At 43.6% G+C, this 25,549-nt stretch carries 26 protein-coding genes; all 26 read left to right on the forward strand.

From position 1 onward, the window contains the following. Nucleotides 1-2 precede the first annotated feature (2 nt). Entirely contained in the window at nt 3-452 is a 450-nt protein-coding gene (gene fliO, locus J1N51_RS13825) for a flagellar biosynthetic protein FliO (RefSeq protein WP_208831827.1), read from the forward strand. A gap of 58 nt (nt 453-510) precedes the next feature. Beyond that, entirely contained in the window at nt 511-1,227 is a 717-nt protein-coding gene (gene fliP, locus J1N51_RS13830; RefSeq protein ID WP_208833450.1) for a flagellar type III secretion system pore protein FliP, read from the forward strand. Nucleotides 1,228-1,284: 57 nt separating this feature from the next. After that, complete coding sequence (gene fliQ, locus J1N51_RS13835; protein WP_208831828.1) at nt 1,285-1,554, forward strand: flagellar biosynthesis protein FliQ; 270 nt, start codon at nt 1,285-1,287, stop codon at nt 1,552-1,554. Between the two features lie 5 nt (nt 1,555-1,559). Next, the gene (gene fliR, locus J1N51_RS13840) at nt 1,560-2,333 is read left to right on the forward strand and encodes a flagellar biosynthetic protein FliR (protein WP_208831829.1); all 774 of its coding nucleotides are present in this window, start codon (nt 1,560-1,562) and stop codon (nt 2,331-2,333) included. 12 nt (nt 2,334-2,345) lie between these two features. Next, a complete protein-coding gene (flhB, locus tag J1N51_RS13845; protein WP_208831830.1) occupies nt 2,346-3,476 on the forward strand; it encodes a flagellar biosynthesis protein FlhB in 1,131 nt (376 codons plus the stop codon). An 80-nt stretch (nt 3,477-3,556) separates the two neighbouring features. Beyond that, nucleotides 3,557-5,659 (forward strand): flagellar biosynthesis protein FlhA, encoded by a 2,103-nt coding sequence (flhA, locus tag J1N51_RS13850; protein ID WP_208831831.1) that lies wholly within the window; start codon nt 3,557-3,559, stop codon nt 5,657-5,659. A gap of 22 nt (nt 5,660-5,681) precedes the next feature. Then, a complete protein-coding gene (gene flhF, locus J1N51_RS13855) occupies nt 5,682-7,223 on the forward strand; it encodes a flagellar biosynthesis protein FlhF (RefSeq protein WP_208831832.1) in 1,542 nt (513 codons plus the stop codon). Further along, nucleotides 7,216-8,070, forward strand: a complete 855-nt coding sequence (locus J1N51_RS13860; RefSeq protein ID WP_208831833.1) for a MinD/ParA family protein — start codon at nt 7,216-7,218, stop codon at nt 8,068-8,070. The genes flhF and J1N51_RS13860 overlap by 8 nt, the downstream gene beginning before the upstream one ends. A gap of 10 nt (nt 8,071-8,080) precedes the next feature. Continuing rightward, the gene (locus tag J1N51_RS13865) at nt 8,081-8,803 is read left to right on the forward strand and encodes an RNA polymerase sigma factor FliA (RefSeq protein ID WP_208831834.1); all 723 of its coding nucleotides are present in this window, start codon (nt 8,081-8,083) and stop codon (nt 8,801-8,803) included. Between the two features lie 74 nt (nt 8,804-8,877). Further along, nucleotides 8,878-9,261 (forward strand): chemotaxis response regulator CheY, encoded by a 384-nt coding sequence (gene cheY / locus J1N51_RS13870; protein ID WP_208831835.1) that lies wholly within the window; start codon nt 8,878-8,880, stop codon nt 9,259-9,261. Between the two features lie 20 nt (nt 9,262-9,281). Further along, the gene (locus J1N51_RS13875; protein ID WP_208831836.1) at nt 9,282-10,025 is read left to right on the forward strand and encodes a protein phosphatase CheZ; all 744 of its coding nucleotides are present in this window, start codon (nt 9,282-9,284) and stop codon (nt 10,023-10,025) included. A gap of 17 nt (nt 10,026-10,042) precedes the next feature. Next, entirely contained in the window at nt 10,043-12,238 is a 2,196-nt protein-coding gene (locus J1N51_RS13880) for a chemotaxis protein CheA (RefSeq protein ID WP_208831837.1), read from the forward strand. Nucleotides 12,239-12,248: 10 nt separating this feature from the next. Beyond that, nucleotides 12,249-13,487, forward strand: coding sequence for a protein-glutamate methylesterase/protein-glutamine glutaminase (locus J1N51_RS13885; protein WP_208831838.1), 1,239 nt, complete (start codon nt 12,249-12,251; stop codon nt 13,485-13,487). Further along, nucleotides 13,480-14,229, forward strand: coding sequence for a flagellar motor protein (locus J1N51_RS13890; protein WP_208831839.1), 750 nt, complete (start codon nt 13,480-13,482; stop codon nt 14,227-14,229). Before J1N51_RS13885 ends, J1N51_RS13890 begins: the two co-directional genes overlap by 8 nt. A 9-nt stretch (nt 14,230-14,238) precedes the next feature. Continuing rightward, entirely contained in the window at nt 14,239-15,213 is a 975-nt protein-coding gene (locus J1N51_RS13895) for an OmpA family protein (RefSeq protein ID WP_208831840.1), read from the forward strand. A gap of 30 nt (nt 15,214-15,243) precedes the next feature. Continuing rightward, a complete protein-coding gene (locus J1N51_RS13900) occupies nt 15,244-16,011 on the forward strand; it encodes a ParA family protein (protein ID WP_208831841.1) in 768 nt (255 codons plus the stop codon). A 4-nt stretch (nt 16,012-16,015) separates the two neighbouring features. Continuing rightward, nucleotides 16,016-16,984 (forward strand): chemotaxis protein CheW, encoded by a 969-nt coding sequence (locus tag J1N51_RS13905; protein WP_232842818.1) that lies wholly within the window; start codon nt 16,016-16,018, stop codon nt 16,982-16,984. A 24-nt stretch (nt 16,985-17,008) separates the two neighbouring features. After that, nucleotides 17,009-17,503 (forward strand): chemotaxis protein CheW, encoded by a 495-nt coding sequence (locus J1N51_RS13910; RefSeq protein ID WP_208831842.1) that lies wholly within the window; start codon nt 17,009-17,011, stop codon nt 17,501-17,503. Nucleotides 17,504-17,538: 35 nt separating this feature from the next. Continuing rightward, entirely contained in the window at nt 17,539-18,039 is a 501-nt protein-coding gene (locus J1N51_RS13915) for a DUF2802 domain-containing protein (RefSeq protein ID WP_208831843.1), read from the forward strand. Nucleotides 18,040-18,311: 272 nt separating this feature from the next. Next, entirely contained in the window at nt 18,312-19,079 is a 768-nt protein-coding gene (flgF, locus tag J1N51_RS13920; RefSeq protein WP_208831844.1) for a flagellar basal-body rod protein FlgF, read from the forward strand. A gap of 21 nt (nt 19,080-19,100) precedes the next feature. Beyond that, a complete protein-coding gene (flgG, locus tag J1N51_RS13925) occupies nt 19,101-19,889 on the forward strand; it encodes a flagellar basal-body rod protein FlgG (protein ID WP_208831845.1) in 789 nt (262 codons plus the stop codon). Nucleotides 19,890-19,932: 43 nt separating this feature from the next. Continuing rightward, nucleotides 19,933-20,649 carry a flagellar basal body L-ring protein FlgH gene (gene flgH, locus J1N51_RS13930; RefSeq protein ID WP_208833452.1) on the forward strand — a complete coding sequence of 239 codons (717 nt, stop codon included), beginning with the start codon at nt 19,933-19,935 and terminating at the stop codon, nt 20,647-20,649. Nucleotides 20,650-20,659: 10 nt separating this feature from the next. After that, entirely contained in the window at nt 20,660-21,754 is a 1,095-nt protein-coding gene (locus J1N51_RS13935) for a flagellar basal body P-ring protein FlgI (RefSeq protein WP_208833453.1), read from the forward strand. 104 nt (nt 21,755-21,858) lie between these two features. Next, a complete protein-coding gene (locus J1N51_RS13940) occupies nt 21,859-22,266 on the forward strand; it encodes a hypothetical protein (protein ID WP_208831846.1) in 408 nt (135 codons plus the stop codon). A 226-nt stretch (nt 22,267-22,492) separates the two neighbouring features. Continuing rightward, entirely contained in the window at nt 22,493-23,509 is a 1,017-nt protein-coding gene (flgJ, locus tag J1N51_RS13945; protein WP_208831847.1) for a flagellar assembly peptidoglycan hydrolase FlgJ, read from the forward strand. 3 nt (nt 23,510-23,512) lie between these two features. Next, nucleotides 23,513-25,543 carry a flagellar hook-associated protein FlgK gene (gene flgK, locus J1N51_RS13950; RefSeq protein ID WP_208831848.1) on the forward strand — a complete coding sequence of 677 codons (2,031 nt, stop codon included), beginning with the start codon at nt 23,513-23,515 and terminating at the stop codon, nt 25,541-25,543. Nucleotides 25,544-25,549: the final 6 nt, after the last annotated feature.

Below are 25,549 nucleotides of genomic sequence, written 5' to 3' on the forward strand. Positions count from 1 at the left end.
TAGTGTCAATTTTCTTTAGTGCGTCTGCGTTGGCTCAAACCTCTGCGAGTCAAGTAGGCGCAAACCCTAGGTTGTCGTCGCCTACGGATGGTGCTTTGTTACCTATGCTCGTTGCGTTAGCTGGGATCATTGTCCTTATTTATGGACTAGCTTGGCTGGCTAAGCGTTTCAACTTTACTCCAAATCACCACAGACACATGAAGACAATCACCAGTTTGTCACTTGGTGGGCGTGAACGGATTGTGATCATCGAAGTACAAGGCGAGCAGCACGCTTTGGGTGTAACGACGAACAGCGTGAATCATTTATTTAAATTAGAAACGCCATTGCCTCAAGGGCAGTTAATCCATCAAGATAATAAACTTCTTAACAAACTGATGGATATGCTTAACAATAAGCCCATTGATGCGTCTTCAGACAACAAAGGCGCAACCCAAATAAATAATAAATAAGGTTAAGGAAAAGCCCGTGCAGCTGAAGGTCATCATCAAATTTCTTGTGATTATTGCCATGTTGTTTGTGCCATCGGCGCTCGCCGATCCCGGCTCAATTTCTGCGGTTACTGTGACAGACAACCCAGATGGCTCAAAAGAATACAGTGTGACACTTCAAGTCCTTGCCATGATGACGGCATTGAGCTTTATACCAGCCATTGTCATGTTAATGACCTCATTTACTCGGATTATTGTGGTTCTTGCCATTTTGCGACAAGCCCTTGGTCTACAACAAACGCCAAACAGCCAGTTACTCATTGGGATGGCGTTGTTTTTAAGCTTTTTTATAATGGCTCCGGTGTTTGATGAAATTCATCAAAATGCCGTTGAACCGTATTTAAATGAAGAGGTTACGTCTCTTCAGGCATACGAAATTGCAAAAATTCCGATGCGTGAGTTTATGTTGGCTCAGACCCGAATTTCAGACCTAGAAACTTTTGCTGAGATTGCTGGTTACACTCAAGTAGATGGCCCAGAGGACCTACCTATGAGTGTTATCATTCCTGCGTTTGTTACCTCTGAGTTAAAAACGGCATTCCAAATAGGCTTTATGTTTTTCATACCATTTTTGATCATAGACTTAGTGGTAGCGTCAGTTTTAATGGCCATGGGTATGATGATGCTATCACCTATGATTGTGTCATTGCCGTTTAAGCTAATGATGTTTGTATTAGTAGACGGCTGGTCACTGGTTATGGGTACGCTTGCGAAAAGTTTCGGGCTGGGGACGTAGCCATGGTGACTATTTATCCAGATTCAAACGCACGCTTTGCCAAAATAGGGGGTTGAGATGACGCCAGAAACGTTCGTCGATATCTTACGAGAAGCTTTGTGGTTAATTATCGTTTTGGTATCAATAATGGTTGTACCAAGTCTTATTGTTGGTTTGATTGTCGCGATTTTCCAAGCGGCGACATCGATTAACGAGCAAACACTGAGCTTCTTACCTAGGTTAATCGTTACCTTGTTGGCATTGATGGTGGCAGGTCATTGGATAACTGCAATGCTGATGGATCATTTTTATAATCTAGTTGAACGTATTCCTTCCATCATCGGCTGACCAAGATGGACATTTTACTCGAGCAACTTCTTCAATATCAGGCAGACTTATTACTGCCGTTTGCTCGTATTTCTGCGATGATGATGGTGATGGTATCAATCGGCGGCCGCACTATTCCTGGTCCCATCAAAACGGCCTATGCAGTGGCGTTTACCATAATGGTTATGCCAGTTTTACCACCATCGCCTTTCACTAACTTATTCTCGTTTGAAATGGTGATAAGAGTCGGTCAACAAATCCTGATTGGCGCGGCAATTGGGTTTATTTCAGTTATTTTTTTGCAAATATTTGTTGTCGCCGGTCAAGCAATCGCAATGCAGTCAGGTTTGGGTTTTGCGTCCATGGTCGACCCTTCAAATGGCATGAGTGTGCCGGCGGTTGGTCAATTCTACTTAATCTTATCGACTTTGATGTTTTGGTCGATAGACGGTCATTTGGCGATGTTGCAAATGGTCGTAAAAAGCTTCTACGTATTGCCTATCAATGATGTGTGGTATGCAACGGGTAATTTTTACGACTTGGCGATGTTGGGTGGCTGGATGTTTGCTGCGGCATTGATTTTGTCTCTTGCACCTTTGATTGCGATGCTCGTAATTAATCTGAGCTTTGGCATCATGACCAGAGCAGCACCACAACTTAATATTTTTTCTATTGGTTTTCCGTTTACCATGTTGTCGGGTCTGATCGTTATGTGGTTAACACTGGACAACTTTGTCTTTCATTTTGATAACAATTGGGAGAAATCCATTGAATACATGTGTGATCTCATCAATTGTTAAGGTGACATAGCAATGGCAGAAGAATCCGATCAGGAAAAAACCGAAGAACCCACGGCCAAGCGTCTCGATGACGCCCGAAAAAAAGGCCAAATAGCGCGTTCTAAAGAGCTCGGAACCACAGCCGTACTGGTTGCAAGTGCGGCTGCACTTCTTATTTTTGGCGATGACTTAGGCCGTCAATTAATGGAAGTTATGCAACAACAGTTTACCCTGGACCGAGATGATGCCTTTGATACGACCAAAATGTTTGGTGTGTGGGGAGAAGTGTTGTCTCACATCATGGTGCCTATCATTGGTATATTCGCGGTGGTTTTAGTTGCGGCTTTTGTCGGTAATAGTTTACTTGGTGGAATGAATTTTAGCTGGCAAGCGATGGCGCCTAAGTTTTCTAAAATGTCACCGCTAAAAGGGTTTAAGCGAATGTTTGGGCCACAAGCTGCAATGGAGCTGTTTAAGTCGATACTAAAAGTGGCAGTGGTGGCCGCAGTCGCTATCTGGCTTGTAAGTGTGTTTTTGCAAGACATCTTGTATTTGAGTATCCAAGACCTGCCCGGTAATACTTATGACGCGACAGAGCTACTGGGGTGGATATTTTTAGGCTTGTGCTGCTCGACATTAGTTATTTCGATGGTTGATGTGCCGTTTCAAAAATGGAACCACAACAAACAGCTCAAAATGACCAAGCAGGAAGTTAAAGACGAGTTTAAAAATACCGAGGGTAACCCTGAAATCAAAGGGCGTATTCGCCAAGCTCAACGAGAGATCTCACAGCGTAAAATGATGTCAGAAGTTCCCAATGCTGACGTTGTTGTTACCAACCCAACGCACTATTCTGTCGCGATTAAGTACGACACTGAAAAGTCTAGTGCCCCATACGTAGTCGCAAAAGGCGCGGATATGATAGCGATGCATATTCGAAAAATTGCCAAAGAAAAAGACGTGCCAATTATCGAAACTCCGCTACTTACCAGATCGATTTATTACACAACGGATATAAACCAGGAGATCCCAGAGCAACTGTTTGTTGCGGTCGCACAAGTACTGGCTTATGTGTATCAACTCGACCTGCATCAAAAAGGCAAAGGTAAAAAACCAAAACCGCTTGATAAAGAACTGCCTATCCCTCCAGAAATGCGGTATTAATCGCCTGTCATTTTGTTGACTTACAATTTGGCCTAAAGCTTGCTCCATCGATACTAATTCAAGAGTTTTTGGTAGTTGTGATGGAACTAGCTGGAAAATTAAATCAGGTTTTTTCAAAAGAAAATGCGCATTATATTAATGGTTTAGGTGTACCTCTATTCATTTTGGCGGCCCTCGCCATGGTGGTGTTACCTCTACCTGCAATCATGCTGGATATTTTATTCTCGTTTAATATCGCGTTGGCATTGGTGATTCTGTTAGTGACGGTTTATACCCTTAAACCACTCGATTTTGGTGCATTTCCTACCGTTATTTTGATTGCAACTGTACTACGCTTGGCCCTAAACGTGGCCAGTACTCGTGTTGTTCTGCTAGAAGGACATGAAGGTGGTGATGCCGCTGGTAAGGTTATCGAAGCCTTTGGTAGCGTTGTTATTGGTGGTAACTATGCGGTTGGTTTAGTGGTATTTGCGATCCTCGTTATCATCAACTTTGTGGTTGTCACAAAAGGTGCGGGTCGTATCTCAGAAGTAACTGCTCGATTTACTCTTGATGCTATGCCGGGTAAACAAATGGCAATCGACGCCGACCTGAATGCGGGCTTTATTACACCTGAACAAGCCAAAGCACGCCGCGAAGAAATCGGTAAAGAAGCTGATTTTTATGGCTCTATGGACGGTGCGTCTAAGTTTGTTAAAGGTGACGCAATAGCAGGTATCATCATCCTGTTTATTAACATCATCGGTGGCTTGTTTATTGGTATGATCCAGCATGACTTAGCCTTTGGTGAAGCCGCTGAAATATACACTATTCTTACAATCGGTGACGGCCTAGTCGCGCAAATTCCGGGTCTATTGTTATCGATTGGTACTGCGATTGTCGTTACCCGTCAAAATACTGACCAAGAGATGGGAAAACAGTTTTCTACCCAACTTGGTACAGAAAAGGTTATGTATGTCGCGGGTGGCGTTCTATTTGCTATGGGTCTTGTCCCTGGCATGCCTCATCTTACCTTTTTGGGCTTTGGTGCGTTACTGATAGGCGCGGCGTATTTTACGAGTAAAAAAGCGGCGGAAGCTGCACAAGTGGCTGAACAAGAAGAAGCCGAAAAACCAATCCAAGATCCGCAAGAAGTAGCAGAAAACAAAGACGTAAGTTGGGAAGATGTTAGCCACGTTGACACAATCGGTCTAGAGGTGGGTTATCGTTTAATCCCACTCGTTGACAAAGGCCAAGGTGGCGAACTGTTATCGCGCATAAAAGGCGTGAGACGTAAGTTAAGTCAAGAATTAGGGTTTTTGGTTCCTGCGGTTCACATTCGTGACAACCTAGATTTAGATCCGAACTCATACCGAATTACTCTGATGGGTGTTGTCGTCGGTGAAGCGGAAATTCGTCATGATCGCGAGTTAGCGATTAATCCAGGTCAAGTTTTTGGCAAAGTGGAAGGTCTTGAAACAGTAGACCCTGCATTTGGTTTAGAGGCGGTTTGGATTGAAGCGGCTAACCGCGATAAAGCGCAGTCCCTAGGTTACACTGTTGTAGACGCTGCAACCGTTGTTGCGACGCATATCAGTCAGTTACTGACAAACAACGCAGCTCAATTATTAGGTCACGAAGAAACTCAAAACCTCTTAGAGATGATCCAAAAGAATTATCCAAAACTCGTCGATGGTTTAGTACCAGATATGCTGTCACTTTCGGTACTGACTAAAGTATTGCAAAACTTGCTTAATGAGAGCGTTACGATTCGCGATATGCGATCGATTATTCAAACCCTTGTTGAGTACGCTCCCAAAAGCCAAGATCCTGATGTATTAACGGCTGCGTGCCGAATTGCACTGCGTAGATTTATCGTTCAAGACGTCGCTGGTGCGACCCCTGAAATACCTGTCATAACCTTGGCGCCAGAGTTGGAACAGATGTTGCAACAGAGCATGCAGAGCGCTGGTAACGAGGGTGCCGGCATTGAGCCAGGCTTAGCAGAACGGATTCAAACGTCGCTAGCCGAAGCGCATAGAAATCAGGAATTACAGGGTGAGCCGTCAATCTTATTGACCTCGGGTATGTTGAGAAGCGTATTATCGCGATTCGTAAAACACAGCCTCCCTGGATTGGTTATCTTGTCATACCAAGAAATTCCAGAAGAAAAACAAATAAAGATTGTAAGTTCAGTTGGTTAAGTCCGGGTGACGGAGGTTTAAAGTGAAAATTAAGCGTTATTTTGCAAAAGATATGAGAACTGCATTAACTCAAGTTAAAGAAGAGTTGGGACCGGATGCTGTTATTATGTCGAACAAGAAGACCTCAACCGGCGTTGAAATTGTAGCGGCGATAGACTCTGACGCTGAAGCACCTGCAACTCAAGTTAAGCCAGCTGCACAAGTTCAGCAACCAGCGTCACAAGCGAGCGCACAGCCGAACAATTTTGACGGTCCGAACGCTGATGGCGCAGCTAAAATTGCGAGTTCTTTAGAAGAACTACTAAAGCGTCAGCGTAACCAAAACAGCGAGGCGAACGCATCACAGCCTCTATCAAACCGATTGGATCAAGAGCCTGTTCGAACTTCTCCTGTTGCACCAACTGCATACTCTGAGGCGACGCAGCCACTGTCTAACCAACAAAAATCAGAACTTGCGACGCAAGCTTTGTCACAACAAGCTGAATCAGAGTTTGAGCAATGGTTAAACAAAGCGCGTAATACCGTACAAGAAAACGTCGAACCTCATCAAGGGGCACAATTGAGTGCACCTGAGCAAGCGGCTGCATCAGCGCAACAAGCACCTGTTCGTAATGTCGTTGAAGGTCAGTTTGATCAGCAACTGTCAGAACTTCGCAATGAAATGAGCTCAATTAAAGAGTTATTAAAACACCAAGTTTCTGAGTTGATGTGGCAAGACGTCAACCGAAAAGCCCCTGTCAAAGCCATGTTGATTAACAAATTAAAAGACATGGGCTTGTCTGGTGGTGTTTCAGAGCATTTGTCACACTTTGTCGACGAACAAGTAGAGTCTAATCAAGCTTGGCCACAAATGCTCTCAAGCTTAACAGAACAGTTAAGCACCACTGACAATGAGATCATTAAGCGCGGAGGCGTTTATTCACTTGTCGGCCCAACGGGGGTTGGCAAAACTACAACGATTGCAAAGCTTGCTGCTCGATTCGCACAAATTCACGGAGCGGATAAGGTTGGCCTGATAACAACCGATAGCTTTAGAATTGGTGCGTTAGAGCAGCTAGCAACCTATGCCAAAATCCTTGGCTGCCCATTAAAGCAAGCGAAGGACACTGAGCAACTGTCAGAAGCGATTTATCAGTTACGCGACAAAAAGCTATTGCTAATTGACACTGCTGGTATGTCACAACGTGACATTAAATTGACAGAGCGCCTTAACCACCTATTGACCCGTTCTCGCGTTAATATCAAAAATTACCTCGTATTATCCGCGACGTCACAAATGAGTGTTTTGCAAGAAAGTGTGCAACATTTTAAAACAATTCCACTATCTGGCTGTATCTTTACTAAAATAGATGAGTCATTGAGTTTAGGAGAGTTGATTAGTGTTGCAATTCACAACCGTTTACCAATTGGTTATTTAACCAACGGTCAACGAGTGCCTGAGGACATAAGGGTTGCAAATGCCGACAAAATTGTGCAAAAAGCTAATCAGCTATATGAACTTAAACAAAAAGTTTCTAACAAAAAGAATAAGGTAGTGCCAAAAGCAGTAGGCATGTATGATTAGTGATAACACTCTCGATCAAGCTAGCGGTTTACGAAATATGTCGATAGCGAAAAAAACAAAAGTCGTTGCAGTAACAGGTGGAAAAGGCGGTGTTGGCAAGACCAGTGTCTCACTTAACACCGCGATAGCGCTGGCGCAATCTGGCCAAAATGTACTGGTATTGGACGCCGATTTGGGCCTAGCAAACTGTGACGTTATGTTAGGTTTGCGTGTTCATAAAAATTTATCCCACGTTTTATCTGGCGAGGCTGAACTTGACGATATTCTTGTCGAAGGTCCTCACGGTATAAAAATTGTTCCGGCGACCTCGGGCTCCATCGATATGGTGGAATTATCTCCTGCCCAACACGCTGGACTAATCCGTGCGTTTAGCGAAATGAAAACCCCAGTCGATGTGTTTATTGTCGATACTGCTGCGGGTATTTCAGATATGGTTTTATCCTTTTCAAGAGCGTCTCACGAAGTTTTGGTCGTTGTTTGTGACGAACCTACCTCGATCACAGATGCATACGCGCTAATCAAAGTACTTAATCGCGACCACGGTGTAAGCAAATTTAAAGTCGTTGCTAACATGGTTCGCACTATCAAAGAAGGCCAAGACCTTTTCAAAAAGTTAACCTTGGTTACCGACCGCTTTTTAGAGGTAAACCTGGAACTTACTGCTATTATTCCTTTTGATGATAATTTGAGAAAAGCGGTTCGTCGTCAACGCGCAATTGTTGATGCTTTTCCGCGCTCACCTTCGGCTGTCGCATTTAAAACGCTGGCGGCTAAGATTAATAAGTGGCCTGCGCCAAGTCATGCGTCTGGTAACTTAGAGTTTTTTTTAGAGCAACTTGTCAACTAAGAGGTCACTGTTGAACAATAAAGTAGCATCAGCCTACGAAGCTCAACAAACACTGACGGACACAGTGGAAAAGCACGCTGTACTAGTAAAAAGGATTGCTCATCATTTGGCGGCTCGGCTGCCTGACAGCGTACTAGTTGAAGACTTAATTCAAGCCGGCATGATTGGTTTGATAGAGGCATCAAAAAACTTTGATCACAGTAAAGGCGCAAGTTTTGAGACCTTTGCCGGGATCAGAGTGCGTGGTGCTATGCTCGACGAAATTAGAAAAGGGGATTGGACACCGCGTTCGGTCCACAGAAACGCTCGACTTATAGCGGACAAAATCAACGAATTAGAATCTCAACTCGGTAGGGATGTCAAAGATGCCGAAGTCGCAAAGGCACTTGAGATGCCAATCGATCAATATTACTCCATGGTTAAAGACGCGGCCGCAGGTAAGGTCATAGGCATTGAGGACCTTGGAGTGAGTGAAGATGTGGTGTCTTGGGGCGTTGATGAAGACGCAGATGAGACATACGGAGAGTTAGAAAAATCGGCCTTCTATCACAATCTCGCAGAAATGATAAAGTCGCTTCCTGAACGAGAAGCACTAATTTTGTCGCTTTATTATGATGATGAGCTAAATTTAAGAGAGATAGGCTCGGTATTGAATGTAAGTGAGTCACGAGTTAGCCAAATTCACAGCCAAGCAATGTTGAGGTTGAAGGCAAGAATGAAAGATTGGCAGTAAATAAACTTGTAACTTGGTTATTTTTATTAATAATAATTACTGTATTTTAATAATTTACCTCACTGGAGGATGCTTTGGATAAGAATATGAAAATTCTTGTTGTTGACGACTTTTCAACAATGAGAAGAATCATCAAAAACCTGCTTCGCGATTTGGGCTTCACAAATGTTTCAGAAGCAGATGACGGCAGCACTGCATTACCGATGCTTCAAAACGGTGATTTCGACTTTGTCGTAACAGACTGGAACATGCCGGGAATGCAAGGAATCGACTTGCTACGAGAGATTCGTAAAGACGAAAAACTTAAACACATGCCTGTCATGATGGTTACAGCGGAAGCGAAAAAAGAGCAGATCGTTGCGGCTGCGCAAGCGGGCGTAAACGGCTATATCGTTAAACCTTTCACTGCGGCGACTTTGAAAGGCAAGCTGGACAAAATTTTCGAACGTCTAGAATAATCTAGCCATAAGGAGTCGATATGTCTTCAAAGGCAACTCCGCAGATTAGTCTTGATGACGCTAAAGCGCTGGTGGCAGCGCTTGAAGCGGGTGAAAACGAGTCTGCCAACGAAATAGTTAAAAGGTTAACAAATCAAGAGAACCGTGAACTCTTTGATGAGGTTGGTAAGCTAACTCGTCAACTCCACGATTCGTTACGTAACTTTCAACTCGATCCTAAGATCGCAAATTTGGCGACGGACTATATTCCTGATGCTAAAGAGCGCCTGAACTACGTAATGAATATTACGGAGGAGGCCGCAAACAAAACGATGGATGCGATCGATGCGAGTTTACCTTTAGCCGATAAAATAAATAGTGACGTTGCGAGGCTAAAACCCGAGTGGGAAAAGCTAATGCAACGACAAATAGAATTGGGCGAATTTAAGTCTCTGTGCTATAGCATTAATGACTTTATGCAACAAGCTGAAACAGATACGGCAAAAATTCACTCACTAATGACAGAAATTTTGTTAGCACAAGACTTCCAAGACCTAACGGGTCAGGTGATTAAACGAGTAATCGAACTTGTGCAAGAAGTTGAAGAAAGTTTGATTCATCTACTAACGGTATTTGGTGAACCAAGTTCAACTGCGACTAATGAAGCGAAAAAACCAGCCGATAAAAACGGTGCTGAGGGTCCAATCATTGATGCAGAAACTCGTGAAGATGCGGTTTCGAGCCAAGATGAAGTGGATGACCTGTTATCTAGTTTAGGTTTTTAGATTAGGGGAGATGCCGAATGGCATTGGACGTGGATCAAGAGATACTCCAGGACTTCTTAATTGAAGCCGCTGAAATACTGGAGTTGTTATCAGAAGAATTGGTTGAACTGGAAAATGATCCAGAAAATGCTGATTTGTTAAACTCAATTTTCCGAGGCTTTCACACTGTTAAAGGTGGTGCGGGCTTCTTAGCATTAACCAATTTAGTTGATGCCTGTCACGGTGCGGAAAACGTTTTCGATATACTCCGAACCGGAAAGCGAAGCGTTACGCCAGAATTGATGGACGTAATCTTACAGGCTCTTGATACCGTCAACGAGATGTTTGAACAAGTTAAGCAAGGAGATCAACCAGATCCTGCTGACCCAGAACTTCTCGCTGCTCTACACCGCTATTGCCAACCTGCCAGTGCAGATGAGGCTCCTGCTGCTGAAGAAACACCTGCACCAGTTGAGGATGCTGGTGGTGACGACGAATTTCTTGACTTTGAAGACTTTAGTGCCGAACCAACTGATGGAGCAGGCGCAGCAGATTCTGAGTCAGTAGACGAAATTACTGAAGATGAATTTGAAGCACTACTCGATGAACTTCATGGTAAGTCTGGTCCTGCAAGCTCTTCAAGCAATGAACCTGCGGCGTCGTCTAGCTCGAGTGATGAAATCAGTGATGATGAATTTGAAGCGCTGTTAGATGAGTTGCATGGTAAAGGCTCATTTAAAACGGAAGACTCAAGTAGTAAGCCTGCCGCGACACCACCACCAAGCAGCGGTGATGATGAAATTACCGATGACGAGTTTGAATCTCTGCTTGACGAGATTCACGGAAAAGGTGCAGGTCCAACAGACAAAGCTAATAAGCCTCAGGCGTCTGAACCAAAAGCGCCAGCAAAACCAGAGCCTAAAAAGCCTACGCCACCGCCGAAACCACCTGAAAAACCTGCTGCTCCAGCCGCACCAGCTGCCAAAGCGCCAGCTAAAGCTCCAGCAAAAAGTGGTGGAGCCAAAGGTCAACCAGCACCAGCTGAAACAACGGTTCGTGTTGATACAAAACGCCTAGACGAAATCATGAACATGGTTGGTGAACTTGTATTGGTTCGCAACCGATTAGTTAGTCTCGGCGTAAATTACGGCTCTGATGAAGCCATGACAAAAGCGATATCAAATCTCGATGTTGTAACGGGTGATCTGCAAGGCGCAGTCATGAAAACTCGTATGCAGCCAATCAAAAAGGTATTTGGTCGTTTCCCTCGAGTTGTTCGAGACTTGGCGCGGAGCTTAAACAAAGAAATCACCCTAGAGTTAGTGGGTGAAGATACAGATTTAGATAAAAACTTGGTTGAGGCACTTGCTGATCCGTTGGTTCACTTGGTTCGAAACTCTGTTGACCACGGTATTGAAATGCCTGCAGATCGTGAAGCTGCGGGTAAAGCAAGAATGGGTACAGTTCGCCTTTCTGCTTCACAAGAAGGTGACCATATTCTACTTACCATCGAAGATGACGGTAAAGGTATGGACCCTAATAAGTTAAAAGATATCGCCATTTCAAAAGGTGTGTTAGATGCGGATGCGGCCGCTAGGCTCTCTGACACCGAAGCGTACAATTTGATTTTTGCACCGGGCTTCTCAACGAAAGAAGAGATATCAGATATTTCTGGCCGTGGTGTGGGAATGGACGTTGTAAAAACCAAAATTACCCAGCTGAACGGTTCGGTAGAAATCGACTCAGAGTTAGGGCGTGGTACAACATTAGAAATTAAAGTTCCACTGACCTTGGCTATTCTACCAACGTTGATGGTTGTTGTTGGTGACTTGATATTTGCGTTGCCGTTATCAACTGTTAACGAAATCATTCATTTAGACTTAACCAAAACAAACATCGTAGACGGTCAACAAACGGTGATTGTAAGGGAAAAAGCAATCCCGCTCTTCTACCTAGAAGATTGGTTAATTAAAGGCTCGGATCGCCACAGTCGTCAAAAAGATGACAAGGGACATGTCGTTGTAATTCAAATTGGTGCTCAGCAAGTCGGTTTTGTTGTGGACTCACTGATTGGACAAGAAGAAGTCGTTATTAAGCCACTTGATGCAATGTTGCAAGGTACGCCTGGTATGGCGGGTGCAACGATCACATCAGATGGTGGCATTGCGTTAATCTTTGATGTACCAAACTTATTGAAGCACTACGCGAAACGTTCCAACTTAAGGTTCAAATAATAAAACAATAATGACCATTTCTGTTCTTGTAGTTGATGACTCGGCGTTTTTCCGACGCCGAGTCACTGAAATCCTCAATGATCATCCCGAATTAAACGTCATAGGCAGTGCCGCAGATGGTCGAGAAGCTGTCAGCGAAACTCAACGCTTAAAACCAGATGTCATCACTATGGACATCGAAATGCCGGTACTTGATGGTATCAGTGCGGTTCGTGAAATTATGGCGAGTACACCTACGCCAATAATTATGTTCTCATCTTTGACACACGATGGAGCCAAAGCCACGCTTAATGCGCTAGAGGCGGGAGCTTTAGACTTCTTGCCAAAGCGTTTTGAAGATATTGCTAAGAACAAAAAAGAAGGCACTCAGTTATTACAAGAGCGAGTATTACAACTCGGTAAGGGCAAACGAGCTAGTTCGCCAGCGAGAGCGCCAAGAGCCGAATTAAGCCGTTCTACCCTTCGTTCATCTGACGTAAGTAATCGCGATAGTAGAACGATAAGCTCACGAACGGAAACAAGAACTAGTGGGTTTGGGTCGTCATCAGATTTATCTCGAGAGTCAACCAGCTCGCGTATGGCGCGAGTTAGAGAACGTCTAGCTGGAAGCAGAGAACTTTCTTCGGAACCTATTTCGAGGTCAGAATCTAGTTCTCGAAAGAGTGATAAAACTTATAAGTTGGTAGCTATCGGAACATCCACTGGTGGCCCTGTGGCGTTGCAGCGAGTCTTGTCTGAACTACCAGCTAATTTTCCATTACCTATTCTTATCGTCCAACACATGCCGGCAGCATTTACTCCGGCATTTGCAAGTAGATTAAACAATCAATGTCGAATTGGTGTTAGCGAAGCTAAAAGTGGCGACGTATTAAAAGCCGGGCATGCTTATTTGGCTCCAGGCGGCAAACAAATGCTCCTTGAGGGGCGAAGCGGCAAAGCGTCTTTAGTGATCAGAGACGACGATTCAGAGCGATTAACCTATAAACCAAGTGTAGACCTAACCTTCGCAAGCGCAGCAAAGACGTACGCTGGAGACGTTTTAGCAATAATTTTAACCGGAATGGGTGCAGATGGGCGTGAAGGTTGCAGGATGTTAAAACAACGAGGGGCCACAGTGTGGGCTCAAGATGAAGAAACCAGTGTTGTTTATGGCATGCCGCAAGCGGTAACCGTGGCCGGTTTAGCGGAAAAAAACTTGCCCTTGGACAAAGTTGGCTCTGCAATCATGAAGGAGATATCCAGTGGATAGGTTAGCAATGGCAGGCGTCTTAGTGGCGCTAGTAGCAATTGTAGGTGGTTATGCAATCGAAGGGGGCGGAATTTCTGCTCTTTTTCATTTTCCGGCATTTGTAATTGTTATCGGTGGTTCATTTGGTGCTGTAATGTTACAGACACCAAGTACTTACTTTGTCAGTGGCCTGAAAATGTTTGGTCAAGTTTGGAATAAGCCAAAGCTTGATTTTTATCAAACTCAAAAAATGATTAGCCGCTGGTCTGATATTGCCCGACAAAAAGGCTTTTTGGCGCTCGAGGATGATCTTAATACGGTAGAAGACCCATTTATCCGCAAGGGTTTGACTTACTTAATCGATGGAGTCGACACGGATGTTATTCGACATTCGTTAGAGCTGGATATTGAACTAGAGTCTGACCGTCAATATCGCTCGGCAAGGATTTACGAAGCTCTAGGTGGATACAGTCCAACTATTGGCATCATTGGTGCGGTTTTGGGCTTGATTCAAGCAATGGCAAACATTGATGATCCTTCGGCTCTTGGCCATGGTATTGCGACTGCTTTTGTCGCGACTATTTATGGTGTGGGTGGTGCGAACTTATTATTCATCCCCATTGCTCAAAAACTTCAATCTCAAATCGACAATGAAGTGTTACTCAAAGAAATGGTCATTGAGGGCATTCTATTTGCGGCCAATGGTGAAAACCCGCAAAGTATTGAGCGTCGCTTAGAAGCTTACACCAGAGCCTCTGTATAAGGAGGCGCTATGAGACGCATTAGCCAAAGATTACAGGCAAGAAAACAAGATAATTTAGACAGGTGGTTAGTAAGTTACGCTGACTACATGACTTTGATGTTTGCATTGTTTGTTGTTTTGTATGCCCTTTCGATAGTTAAACAAGAGTCTTTTGATGTGCTGTCTGAGTCACTAGGAGAAATATTTCAAATCCGTGGTGATTCGGGAAGAGGCCTGGCAGGAAATGGAATTTTAACCAATCAAGTTTCTCAGACTGATATTTTTGAAGGGAATTCTCTAGCACCAGAAAAGGGCCCCGAGCTTGTTGATGAAAACCTAAATATCAATGAGTCAGATAACAAGCAGCTTGGCAACCCCTTACAAGCACTAAAACAAGATCTACAAACCGCCTTATCTGACACAGAAGATACTGGCGAGGCGAATTTAGAAATTAATGATGATTGGTTGACCATTGAGTTATCAAGTGGGGTATTATTTGCCTCTGGTAGCGCAACTCTCAACCCACAAGCGACACCGGTGATTCAGGAAGTTGCCCAAACCCTGTCTGCAGTTAATAACTATGTTGAGGTAAGGGGATATACTGATAATCTTGTGATTAATAATGAAATCTTCTCATCCAATTGGGAGTTGTCTGCGGCACGCGCGGCTGCGATCACGGATTTACTTGAACAATACGGCATAGTTCAAGAACGTCTAAGTATCGAAGCGAATGGCCCCAACGACCCAATTGCTGACAATGATACGGCTGAAGGAAGAGCTCGTAATCGCCGAGTCGTCATTGCTTTGAGTAAGTATTCTTATTTACAACAGGCTACCGACCAGCCTAATAATACGGAGCTTCAACAGCAGATTAGTAATAAGTTTCCAGACCAATCAGATTCAGCTAATGAGATCCGAGTTATTCAGTTGCCAAACGGTGGGATTAGAATCACCACTCGACAAGAGGCTGAAGATGAGCAAAAATCGTCAGGAAACAATAATTAGAATAAAACATCGTACGAGCGGGCGCATTACATGAAAGTATGGACGGTAGCGAACCAAAAAGGTGGGGTAGGAAAAACCACTACAGTTATAACGCTAGGTGCAATTTTGGCTCAGCAGGGCAAACGTGTCTTAATGATAGATACTGATCCACATGCGTCGTTGACTTATTATTTTGGTTTGGACTCGGAGCAACTTGAGTTTGGTGTCTACAACGTTTTTACTCAAGCCGACACTATGACCCAAGAAACTTGGGATAAATGCGTCTGGCAATCTCCTATCGAACGCCTAGATGTACTTCCTGCAACGATGGCAATGGCTACCCTAGATGGCGTTTTAAGCAAAAAAGCGGGAATGGGCTTAATAATCAAAAAAGCGCTCGCTAAATTCGCCAATCAATACGACCATATTCTCATCGACTGTCCGCCGGTATTGGGTGTGTTAATGGTTAACGCATTGGCAGCGTGTGAAAAAGTGCTGATCCCGGTTCAGACTGAGTGCATGGCTTTAAAAGGCCTTGAGAGAATGTACCGAACGATGGAGCTCATCCAAACCTCTCAACACAAAGAGTACGATGTTTGTATTATTCCGACTATGTACGACAAACGAACCAAAGCGTCTAAAGAAGCCTACAAAGAATTAAATCAAATATACGGCAATAAAGTGTGGCAAGGCGTAATTCCTATTGATACTAAATTCCGAACTGCTAGTATGGAGCGTACACCGTTACCAATTTATAATAAAAATTCTCGCGGTGTATTTGCCTACCAAGAATTATTAAAATCGATAGAGAATAACTGACGCCATGTTTGCCAGTGAAAAAGTCATGAAGGATTACCTCGATCATTTACTCATCGAGGACGACAAGGAACAACAAGAATTAGAAAGTGCGCCGACTTCAACACTTGAAATCCCTTCTGAACAGACACCAATAAAAACTACAGAATCTGAATATAGTGCTAAAATAAAAAAAGATTTTGGTAGTACAGCGGTAAAACGAGAAGCACCGTCGCCAAAATTAAAGCCTATAGAAAAGGCGATCGTTGCCGATAAAAGTCGGCCGGTTAAAGAGCGTCCGTCTCCAGAAATAAATTCTCTTGAAATGCTACTCCAACAAGTCAGCATTCAACAGAAGGAAGCGGAAGCGGCCGAGTTGATGAAACAGCAGCTGGCTCAAGAAGTGGAACCAGAGGTTGATTTAGAGACTACTCTAGAGACATTTGTACAAACTGACGTCAAGACGACTAATGATACTAAGGTAACAGAGACGACTGAGGTTGAGACTCCAAGCCAGACGGTTGAGTACAACCCCGAAGACGATGTCATCGATGAGCCATTCCAAGCATTGTTCTTTGACGTGGCTGGATTGGTGCTTGCAGTTCCGTTGCAAGAGTTAGGCGGTATACATAACCTTGAAGAGGTCACTCACCTCTTTGGCAAACCGGATTGGTTTATGGGGGTGATGGTAAACCGTGAAAGGAAAGTTAACGTAGTTGAGTCGGCACGCTGGGTAATGCCAGAAAAATACAGCGCAGAACTTCAAGCCGAACTAGACTATAAATATCTGATTATGTTGGGTGAAAGTGATTGGGGGTTAGCAGCGGAGCAGTTGGTAACAACCGAGTACATTCAACCAGAAGACGTCAAGTGGCGAAAACACCCAGGAAAACGCCCTTGGTTGTTAGGGACAATTAAAGAAAAAATGTGTGCTTTGTTGCACGTATCGGATTTGATTGCCATGCTTGATAAAGGCATCAATGCACGGCAAGAGTAAGATTTTAAAGTAGGAGTTGCTCAGATGAGTGAAGAAAGAGCCCCAGTGAATAAATTAGCTGATGGAAATGATGAAGTATTGCAGTGGGTGACATTTCGATTAGAAGATGAAACCTATGGCATCAACGTGATGCAGGTTCAGGAAGTTCTAAGATACACTGAAATTGCTCCAGTCCCTGGCGCGCCAGATTATGTTCTGGGTATCATCAATCTACGTGGTAACGTGGTAACAGTCATTGATACTCGTGCTCGATTTGGGCTTCCTTCAGGTGATGTCAGTGACAACTCTCGTATCGTAATCATCGAATCTGATAAGCAAGTCATTGGTATTTTGGTCGATAGCGTCGCTGAAGTGGTTTATCTAAAATCTTCTGAAATCGATAGCGCGCCTAATGTTGGTACTGATGAAAGTGCTAAATTCATTCAGGGCGTGAGCAACCGTGATGGTCAATTGTTGATACTTGTTGACCTTAACAAGCTAATGACGGACGAAGAGTGGGACGAAATTTCAGATATCTAATCTGACAAGGTCAGTCGTCCTAAAGGAAAATGACGGTGAGTGAGACAGTGAATTTAGAATACATTATTGGTGGGGTGGCCTTTGTCGTTTTGACAGCGGTTATCTTCTGGCTATTCACACTGTCTTCTCGAGTTCGTCAACTGACAGAAAAAGTAAATCAAAACTCAAAATCAGGCCAAGAACAGCAAGAAGTTATTTTTTCAGAAATTAACGCATTGCGCAAAGAGTGCCAATCACTCCAGTCACAAATCAAACAAGCATATTCTGGGATTGAACAGAAAGACAAATCAACCCAGTCTCTACTCAACCAATTACAAAACAATCAACAGCAGCAGCTTGAACTCATTACTGAGCTCAACAATAAGGTACTGTTATTAGAGCAGGATAATGAGCCTAACCGCCTTTATTCCCGTGCTAAGAAAATGGTTGAACTAGGTGCAGACATAGACGAAATCGTGATGGAATGTGAACTATCAAGAGCAGAGGCCGAACTCCTGCTGGCGATGCAAAGACAATCCAAGTCAAAATCTGCTTAATCCTTACCACATTTTAAACTTTTTTATCCGACTCCACACTTTCTTTAACACAAAGTGTATAACTTCCTGTTCCGAGTAAGTTATTAAGTCCTTTGTTTATTTTTGAGTTTTTAGACTCAAATTCACCAACTAATCAATCTTCTCAAGTTCTTGATTTTAATTGGTAAAATTGCATTTTGCTTTAATTAAACAAACTCAAACATGCCTCTGGCACGATCTATGCTTTTCCTTACCATCTAATTAAATACGTCGAGCATTTGACGGAGGAAGAGATGGACAAGTTACTTTACGTATCCATGTCAGGAGCAAAACAAAACCTAATTGGCGTATCAATGAACGCCAACAACTTGGCTAATGCCAAGACGGTAGGCTTTCGCTCTGATTTCGAGCAGCAGCGCTCGATGCAAGCGTTTGGTGATGGGTTGCCGTCGCGAGTGTTTGCAATGGAAGAGCGTCCTGGTTCAAGAATGCATCACGGTGCGATCGCGACGACGGGTAGAGACTTGGACATTGCGATTTCTGGTCGAGGCTGGTTGGCCGTTCAAGATAAAAATGGCGAAGAGGCTTACACCCGTGAGGGCAACCTTCAAGTGACCAGTGACGGTTTATTGACGACAGCCAAAGGCACGCCAATCTTGGGTGAGGGTGGACCAATTGTCATTCCTATCCCAGTGGAGAAAGTTGAAATCAGTCCAGACGGCAGTATTCAAGTTCGTCCGCAAGGTGCGCCGGCAAACTTTTTAGAAGTTGTAGATCGCATCAAAGTAATTGAGCCGCCAAACGACAATGATTTAACAAAAGGTTTAGACGGCTTATTCCGATCTAAGCAACAGGTGTTGTTTAACGAAGACTGTGGTTTTTGTGAAGCATCTCCAGACATTCGAATCGTCAGTGGAGCGTTAGAAATGAGTAACGTAAACCCAGTCGAAGAAATGGTGGCAATGATCTCGCATCAGCGTCAATACGAGATGCAGATCAAGATGATGAAAAAGGCCGAAGAAATCGACCGTTCTCAAGACACATTATTAAGAATTGTATAAATAGGTAATTAGGAGGCAGTTATGCATCCAGCATTGTGGATTAGTAAAACCGGTTTAGATGCTCAGCAAACCGATATTGCGGTTATTTCAAATAACTTAGCAAATGCGAGCACAGTAGGTTTCAAAAAAAGCCGAGCGATTTTTGAAGACTTGTTGTATCAAAACATCAACCAACCTGGTGGCCGATCTTCACAAGACACGGAATTGCCTAATGGTTTGATGCTTGGTGCTGGTACCAAAGTGGTTGCAACCCAAAAGAACTTTTCGCAAGGAAACATGACAACTACTGAAAACAGTTTGGATGTCATGATCCAAGGACATGGCTTTTTTGAGATTCAACGTCCAGACGGTACGGTTGCGTATACACGAAATGGTCAGTTTTCCCTTGATGAAAACGGTCGAATCGTAACTTCTGGTGCCGGCTTTCCGTTACAGCCAGAAATGAACGTTCCGGAAAATGCAAAATCGATCACGATTTCTCAACAAGGCGAGGTATCTGTTCAGCTTCCTGGTGAAGGGGCGGGCGTTATTATTGGCCAGTTAACCATTAGTGACTTCATTAATCCTTCAGGTCTAGAGCCAATCGGTCAGAACTTATTTACAGAGACAGGTGTCAGTGGTGCTCCGCTGCAAGGTAACCCTGGTGTAGATGGGCTTGGTATTTTGGTTCAAGGTGCACTTGAAACCTCCAACGTTAACGTAACCGAAGAGCTGGTAAACATGATTGAGTCGCAACGAGTTTATGAAATGAACTCTAAAGTCATCTCATCAGTGGACCAAATGCTTGGCTTTATTACGCAGCAACTTTAATGCGTGTATTTGCGGTATAGAGGAGTACTTAACCATGAACATCATGACTAACCAAAAATCAATCGTAGCGGCAACTCGGACGCTGTTTAAGGCTTCTGTGATAGTAGCAGGTTTTGCTGTATTAACCGGTTGCGCGGTAAATCACGATGTCATAGAAGAAGAGCCGTTTTTTGCCCCTATCATGCCCGAAACACCATCTGAAACTGTGGTAGCGACAGGTAGTCTTTATCAGGCTGGATGGTCAAATGGTTTGTACTCCGATACCAAAGCGCGTCGGGTTGGTGACATCATTACTGTGATGTTACAAGAAAACACTCAAGCGTCGAAAACGGCAAAAACAGAAACTAAAAAAGAAACCGACGCGTCGTTATCGCCATTAGTTGGACTCAATGGTGTTGCGCCAACGATTGGCGGTAATACCTTACAGTTAGGAATCGAATCGGATGGTAATTTTAAAGGCGATGCTAAATCGGACCAAAGCAATAGTTTAAGCGGCCAGATTACGGTTCATGTCTTAAGAGTGTTGCCAAACGGTAATTTAATCATTCGTGGTGAAAAGTGGTTGACCTTAAATACCGGCCAAGAGTTTATTCGGTTAACTGGCATAGTCCGAGCTGAAGATATTTCAGCTGATAACACAGTCGAGTCAACTCGAGTGGCCAATGCACGAATTTCATACAGCGGCAAAGGCTCGCTTGCAGAAACACAAGAAGCGGGTTGGTTGTCGAAGTTCTTCTTAAGCTCAATGTGGCCATTCTAGGAGTAGTATGATGAAAGCGTTCATTATTTTTCTAGCGGTTTTTACCGTTTTGCTGTCGACCAAGGCAGAAGCGGTAAGAATTAAAGACGTGTCTACAGTCCAAGGTATTCGGTCTAACCAATTAGTCGGTTACGGCCTAGTAGTCGGCTTGCCGGGGACGGGTGAACAAACGCGTTTTACACAACAAAGTTTCAAAGCCATGTTGGCTAACTTTGGTATTCAAATGCCTGCAAACTTACAACCAAAAATCAAAAACGTTGCTGCGGTTGCCGTGCATGCGGACTTACCACCATTTGCTAAGCCTGGCCAAGATATTGATATCACAGTTTCTTCAATCGGTAGTGCCGGAAGTTTACGTGGCGGAACATTGTTACAAACGTTTTTAAAAGGCGCGGACGGTCAGATATATGCAGTCGCTCAAGGTTCGCTAGTTGTCGGTGGCCTCGGTGTACAAGGGTTAGATGGTTCTCAAGTCGTAATTAATACGCCGACAGTTGGCCGTATCCCTAATGGCGCAACAGTAGAGCGCAGCGTACCTTCGCCTTTTGGCAATGGTGACCATATTACGTTTAATCTCAATGAGCCTGACTTTACCTCAGCTAAACGCCTTGCCGACACAATTAATAATCTAGTTGGCCCGAATACGGCTAAGCCTCTTGATTCTGTATCAGTGAGAGTGATTGCGCCAAGAGATATAGGGCAGCGAGTAGCGTATTTGTCAGCCATCGAAAACTTAGAGTTTCAACCTGCAAGTACAGCAGCAAAGATCATTGTCAACTCTCGTACCGGTACCATCGTGATTGGTAAAGACGTTCGACTTAAGCCTGCGGCTATTACTCACGGCAATTTGACGGTGACAATCGCCGAAAACCAAGAAGTAAGTCAACCTAATCCTCTAGGCGACGGGCAAACAGTAGTCACTAATCAATCGATTATTGACGTTGCTCGCGACGATACTAGAGCCTTTGTGTTTGACCCAGGTGCGAACCTTGATGACTTAGTAAGAGCAATAAACCAAGTTGGAGCCGCTCCAGGTGACTTAATGGCAATTTTAGAGGCCTTAAAACAAGCTGGAGCAATCGACGGGCAGTTGGTGGTTATCTAAGAGGAGATCTTCTTAGAGAGCTAGTAACTCCCAAAGTTAGGATTTAATTAGCAGTAAATATTAACAATCGTAGTAATAAATTTATCTAAAAAGAGGAAAATACCATGGCATTTTCACAAGTGTTATTAAACGATGTCACTGCAAATCAAGATACAAATGCAGCGATCCTTAAAATGTTAGAAGTTGATGAGAGCCACTCACTTCAATACCATGTGTATGAAGTTGCGTACGGCACTAAACAAATCTTTTGTTGTCTTTCAGGCGGTCATATTGAAAATAATGAAATTCAATTTACTGCTGTTGGTTTGGCGGCATTTGAAGCGTTAACTAATGTAGAGCGTGGCGAAGACCCAACGTATTACGCAGAGCACATAAATGCGGATTCTGATTTAGCTGAACAAATTGAGTCAGTGTTTGAATCAGTTCCAAATGGCGCTCGAGTTTGTTTTGTTGGTGATATCACAGGCGAACTTAAAAACGAATTAAGCAAATACTTCACCTTAATCCACTAAGGTAAACAATGCTTAGGACAGACTGACCAATTAGGTGTTCTGATTGGTCAGCCCATCCGCATAACTTCTCAAAAAAAACTCATCCACTGCATAGCGATTCCTTCCCAAATTTTTTGACAGTCGATCTGGCACACCTTTTGATTGATCACACAATAACCAACGAAATAAACAAGTTACACGTTCGATAATCAATGAAGGTAATGGCGTATTCGTCAAAATTACGACAATGAATAAAATCGGTGATATCAACAACTACCACGACCTAACAGGGCTGCAAAACTTAAAAGCGCAAGCCAAAAATGCCCCTGATAGTGCCGAGAGTAAAGAAGCTCTAAAAAAAGCGGCGCAGCATTTTGAGTCGATTTTTATAGGCATGATGCTTAAGTCAATGCGAGAAGCGAATAAGGCGTTCGAAGAGGGCAACCCAATGCACTCCAACACCACTCGCTTTTTTAGAGACATGTACGACCAACAATTGGCGACGGATATGTCAGACAATGGCAGCATGGGCCTGGCTGATATTATCGTTCAACAATTAAGTGGTGACACAGATTCATTCAAAGCGGCAAGTGTGCTGCGAAACGACGCAACTTTAGCAAACCTTCAGAATATTAAAGCATCGATAAAACCAAACTTAGACAACAGTACTGTGAGTGTTGCTACACCTGAGCAATTTGACACTCAGGGCAATATAGAACAAAACAAACAAGCCCAGCCCAAACCTGACATGAGCTTTGAGTCTCCAGAAGACTTTGTCAACAAACTGTGGGATTTTGCCAAGAACACAGCTAAAAAAATTGGTTTAAACCCTGCTGTGATGTTAGCTCAGTCAGCCCTAGAAACAGGCTGGGGGCAGCATGTTATTAAAGACCAACAAGGTCAGTCCTCATTTAATTTATTTAATGTTAAAGCGCATCGGGACTGGGAAGGCGACAAAGCCGCTAAGTCCACACTTGAATTTGAGAATGGTGTCGCGGTTAAAAAAGTAGAACCATTTAGAGTCTACAACTCAATTCAAGATTCTTTTGACGATTTTATTGAATTTTTAAATAGCAATGGCCGTTACCAAGATGCGCTAAAAAGTGCTAACGACTCGGAACAGTTCTTGCAGAAGCTTCAGCATGCAGGTTATGCAACCGATCCTAACTATGCCGACAAGATCATTGGCATATTACAAAGTGACCGGTTTAAAGACATGATCAACAACGTCACTGAGACAGTGAGCTTTGAGAGCGAGGAATAATAAATGTCCGCAGGTATTTTAGGAACCGGTGTATCAGGCTTAGCCGCTGCACAGCACGGCCTTGATACAACAGGTCACAACATTGCTAACGTCAACACCGAAGGCTACAGTCGACAGAGAGTCGAAACTGAGTCTCGAGTTGGGTTAGCGTTTCGTACTACATTTTTGGGTAGCGGTACTCAGCTTTCATCGATCACTCGTTCATTCAATGAATACACCTACAATGAAATGATTTTCAACTCCAGTCAGTTGGCGTATCACGACTCTCGTTATTCAAACGCGTCGCGTCTAGATAATTTATTAGCAGATACGGACACTGGCCTGACTACGTCATTTGAAGAGTTATTTGACGGTGTTAACGGTGTTACGGAAGAGCCAACCTTAATTTCTGCTCGTAATGTTGTTATTTCCCGCGCTGAAAATACCGCGATTCGTTTTAATAACTTGTACGAAGAAATTGCAGTTCAGCACTTGGGTGCGGTTAATGAAGAAATAAGAACGACGGTTTCTGAGATCAATGGCCTGTCTCGAGAGATCGCCGAGCTCAACGGTAAAATCCAAGTTGAAAATGCGGTTGGTGATCAAGGTTTTCCACCTAATGATTTACTCGATGCTCGAGATCAACTGATAAAGCGTCTCAGTGAGTTGACTGCGGTTGATACGATTGATTTAAAAGACGGTACGATGAATGTAACAATCGGTTCGGGGATCACCCTTGTAACCGGTACGTTTGCATTACCTTTGTCGGTAGAGCGCAACGAGTTTGACTCGGGGCAGCTTGAGTTGACTATCTCGACCAAAACGACCACACCGGTTAAATCAGTGATCACTGACCAACTCAGTGGTGGTTCGCTAACGGCATTATTTGAAACGCGAGACAATGTTATTTTGCCGACCATTCGTGAAATCGGAAAATTAGCGACTGTTGTCCAAGATAACTTTAACCGTCAACAATCGTTAGGTCGCGATTTAAATGGTAATGAGGGGGCGCCCCTTTATTCCGATATCAACGATCCTCAGTTGGTGTTGTCGAGAACTATGAACTCAAACAAAAATACAACCTTTAGTGAGTTTGAAGTTTATATTCGTAACTCTAGTCAATTAGAGGCCACTACCTATGATATGGATTACGACGGCACTGATTTGATTGTGCGCGATGAGAATAGAAATATTATCCAGACCTTTAATGCAGCTGACATCGCTACCATGAGTGGTGGCACAGCTATTCAACTTGCGGACACTGGTCTTGCTATTGCGATAGATACCAACAATTTAACCGCAGGTGATTCATTCAAAATTGATGCAACGCGATATGGTGCAACAGAAATAAAACGCGTAATGGAAGACCCTAAAACACTTGCTGCGGCCGATAACTATTTTGAAATCAGTGAAGTTAATAACCCAAATAAAGTGTCGCTGAACTTGTATGAGATCAACGACATTACCGATCCTAATTATCCATCGCCAGCGAATGTTCCACCACTGCCAGATCCAGAAGTTCAAGTAGTGATAGATGCCGCGGGTACTCAGTACGATATCCAAGATAGTACTGGGGCCTCTTTAATTGGTGGCTTTCAAAATATTCCTTCAGATCAATTAATTGAAGGTCCAGGTTTCCGTTTTGAAATCGATGGTGTTTTGGCTGGTGGCGAAGTGTTTACGATTGAGCATGCTGACAATACCTTAGTGCCAAATGAAAATAAAAAGTTTGGTGCTGGTGACAACACTAATATGTTGGTGATGTTAGGTTTTCAAGATGCAAAAACCATGGATAAAGATTTGAACAGCTTTACTGAGGGTTATGCCGACTTGATTACAACGATCGGTGTCGAAACGAAAAGTCGAGAGATCTCTCGTGATTCATTTGCGACATTATTAAGTGGCGTAGAAGAACGTCTTGCTGGTATTCAAGGCGTTAACCTTGATGAGGAAGCGGCAAACTTAATTCAGTACCAACAAGCGTACACAGCGGCAGCACGAATTATTTCGGTCGCACGTGAAACCTTCGATACGCTATTACAAGCGGCGAGATAAGGTAGA

It is taken from the genome of Psychrosphaera ytuae, assembly GCF_017638545.1.
GTDB classification, from domain to species: domain Bacteria; phylum Pseudomonadota; class Gammaproteobacteria; order Enterobacterales; family Alteromonadaceae; genus Psychrosphaera; species Psychrosphaera ytuae.

What these genes read in the sequence shown, in the direction of transcription:
- J1N51_RS13860 (WP_208831833.1), top strand. Translation starts at nt 7,216, where the DNA reads ATGATTAGTGATAACACTCTCGATCAAGCTAGCGGTTTACGAAATATG.
- J1N51_RS13935 (WP_208833453.1), top strand. Translation starts at nt 20,660, where the DNA reads ATGAAAGCGTTCATTATTTTTCTAGCGGTTTTTACCGTTTTGCTGTCG.
- flhB (WP_208831830.1), top strand. Translation starts at nt 2,346, where the DNA reads ATGGCAGAAGAATCCGATCAGGAAAAAACCGAAGAACCCACGGCCAAG.
- fliR (WP_208831829.1), top strand. Translation starts at nt 1,560, where the DNA reads ATGGACATTTTACTCGAGCAACTTCTTCAATATCAGGCAGACTTATTA.
- J1N51_RS13910 (WP_208831842.1), top strand. Translation starts at nt 17,009, where the DNA reads ATGAGTGAAGAAAGAGCCCCAGTGAATAAATTAGCTGATGGAAATGAT.
- fliQ (WP_208831828.1), top strand. Translation starts at nt 1,285, where the DNA reads ATGACGCCAGAAACGTTCGTCGATATCTTACGAGAAGCTTTGTGGTTA.
- J1N51_RS13885 (WP_208831838.1), top strand. Translation starts at nt 12,249, where the DNA reads ATGACCATTTCTGTTCTTGTAGTTGATGACTCGGCGTTTTTCCGACGC.
- flhA (WP_208831831.1), top strand. Translation starts at nt 3,557, where the DNA reads ATGGAACTAGCTGGAAAATTAAATCAGGTTTTTTCAAAAGAAAATGCG.
- flgG (WP_208831845.1), top strand. Translation starts at nt 19,101, where the DNA reads ATGCATCCAGCATTGTGGATTAGTAAAACCGGTTTAGATGCTCAGCAA.
- J1N51_RS13940 (WP_208831846.1), top strand. Translation starts at nt 21,859, where the DNA reads ATGGCATTTTCACAAGTGTTATTAAACGATGTCACTGCAAATCAAGAT.
- J1N51_RS13875 (WP_208831836.1), top strand. Translation starts at nt 9,282, where the DNA reads ATGTCTTCAAAGGCAACTCCGCAGATTAGTCTTGATGACGCTAAAGCG.
- J1N51_RS13905 (WP_232842818.1), top strand. Translation starts at nt 16,016, where the DNA reads ATGTTTGCCAGTGAAAAAGTCATGAAGGATTACCTCGATCATTTACTC.
- J1N51_RS13900 (WP_208831841.1), top strand. Translation starts at nt 15,244, where the DNA reads ATGAAAGTATGGACGGTAGCGAACCAAAAAGGTGGGGTAGGAAAAACC.
- flgH (WP_208833452.1), top strand. Translation starts at nt 19,933, where the DNA reads ATGACTAACCAAAAATCAATCGTAGCGGCAACTCGGACGCTGTTTAAG.
- flgJ (WP_208831847.1), top strand. Translation starts at nt 22,493, where the DNA reads ATGAATAAAATCGGTGATATCAACAACTACCACGACCTAACAGGGCTG.
- flgF (WP_208831844.1), top strand. Translation starts at nt 18,312, where the DNA reads ATGGACAAGTTACTTTACGTATCCATGTCAGGAGCAAAACAAAACCTA.
- J1N51_RS13895 (WP_208831840.1), top strand. Translation starts at nt 14,239, where the DNA reads ATGAGACGCATTAGCCAAAGATTACAGGCAAGAAAACAAGATAATTTA.
- fliP (WP_208833450.1), top strand. Translation starts at nt 511, where the DNA reads ATGTTGTTTGTGCCATCGGCGCTCGCCGATCCCGGCTCAATTTCTGCG.
- flgK (WP_208831848.1), top strand. Translation starts at nt 23,513, where the DNA reads ATGTCCGCAGGTATTTTAGGAACCGGTGTATCAGGCTTAGCCGCTGCA.
- J1N51_RS13880 (WP_208831837.1), top strand. Translation starts at nt 10,043, where the DNA reads ATGGCATTGGACGTGGATCAAGAGATACTCCAGGACTTCTTAATTGAA.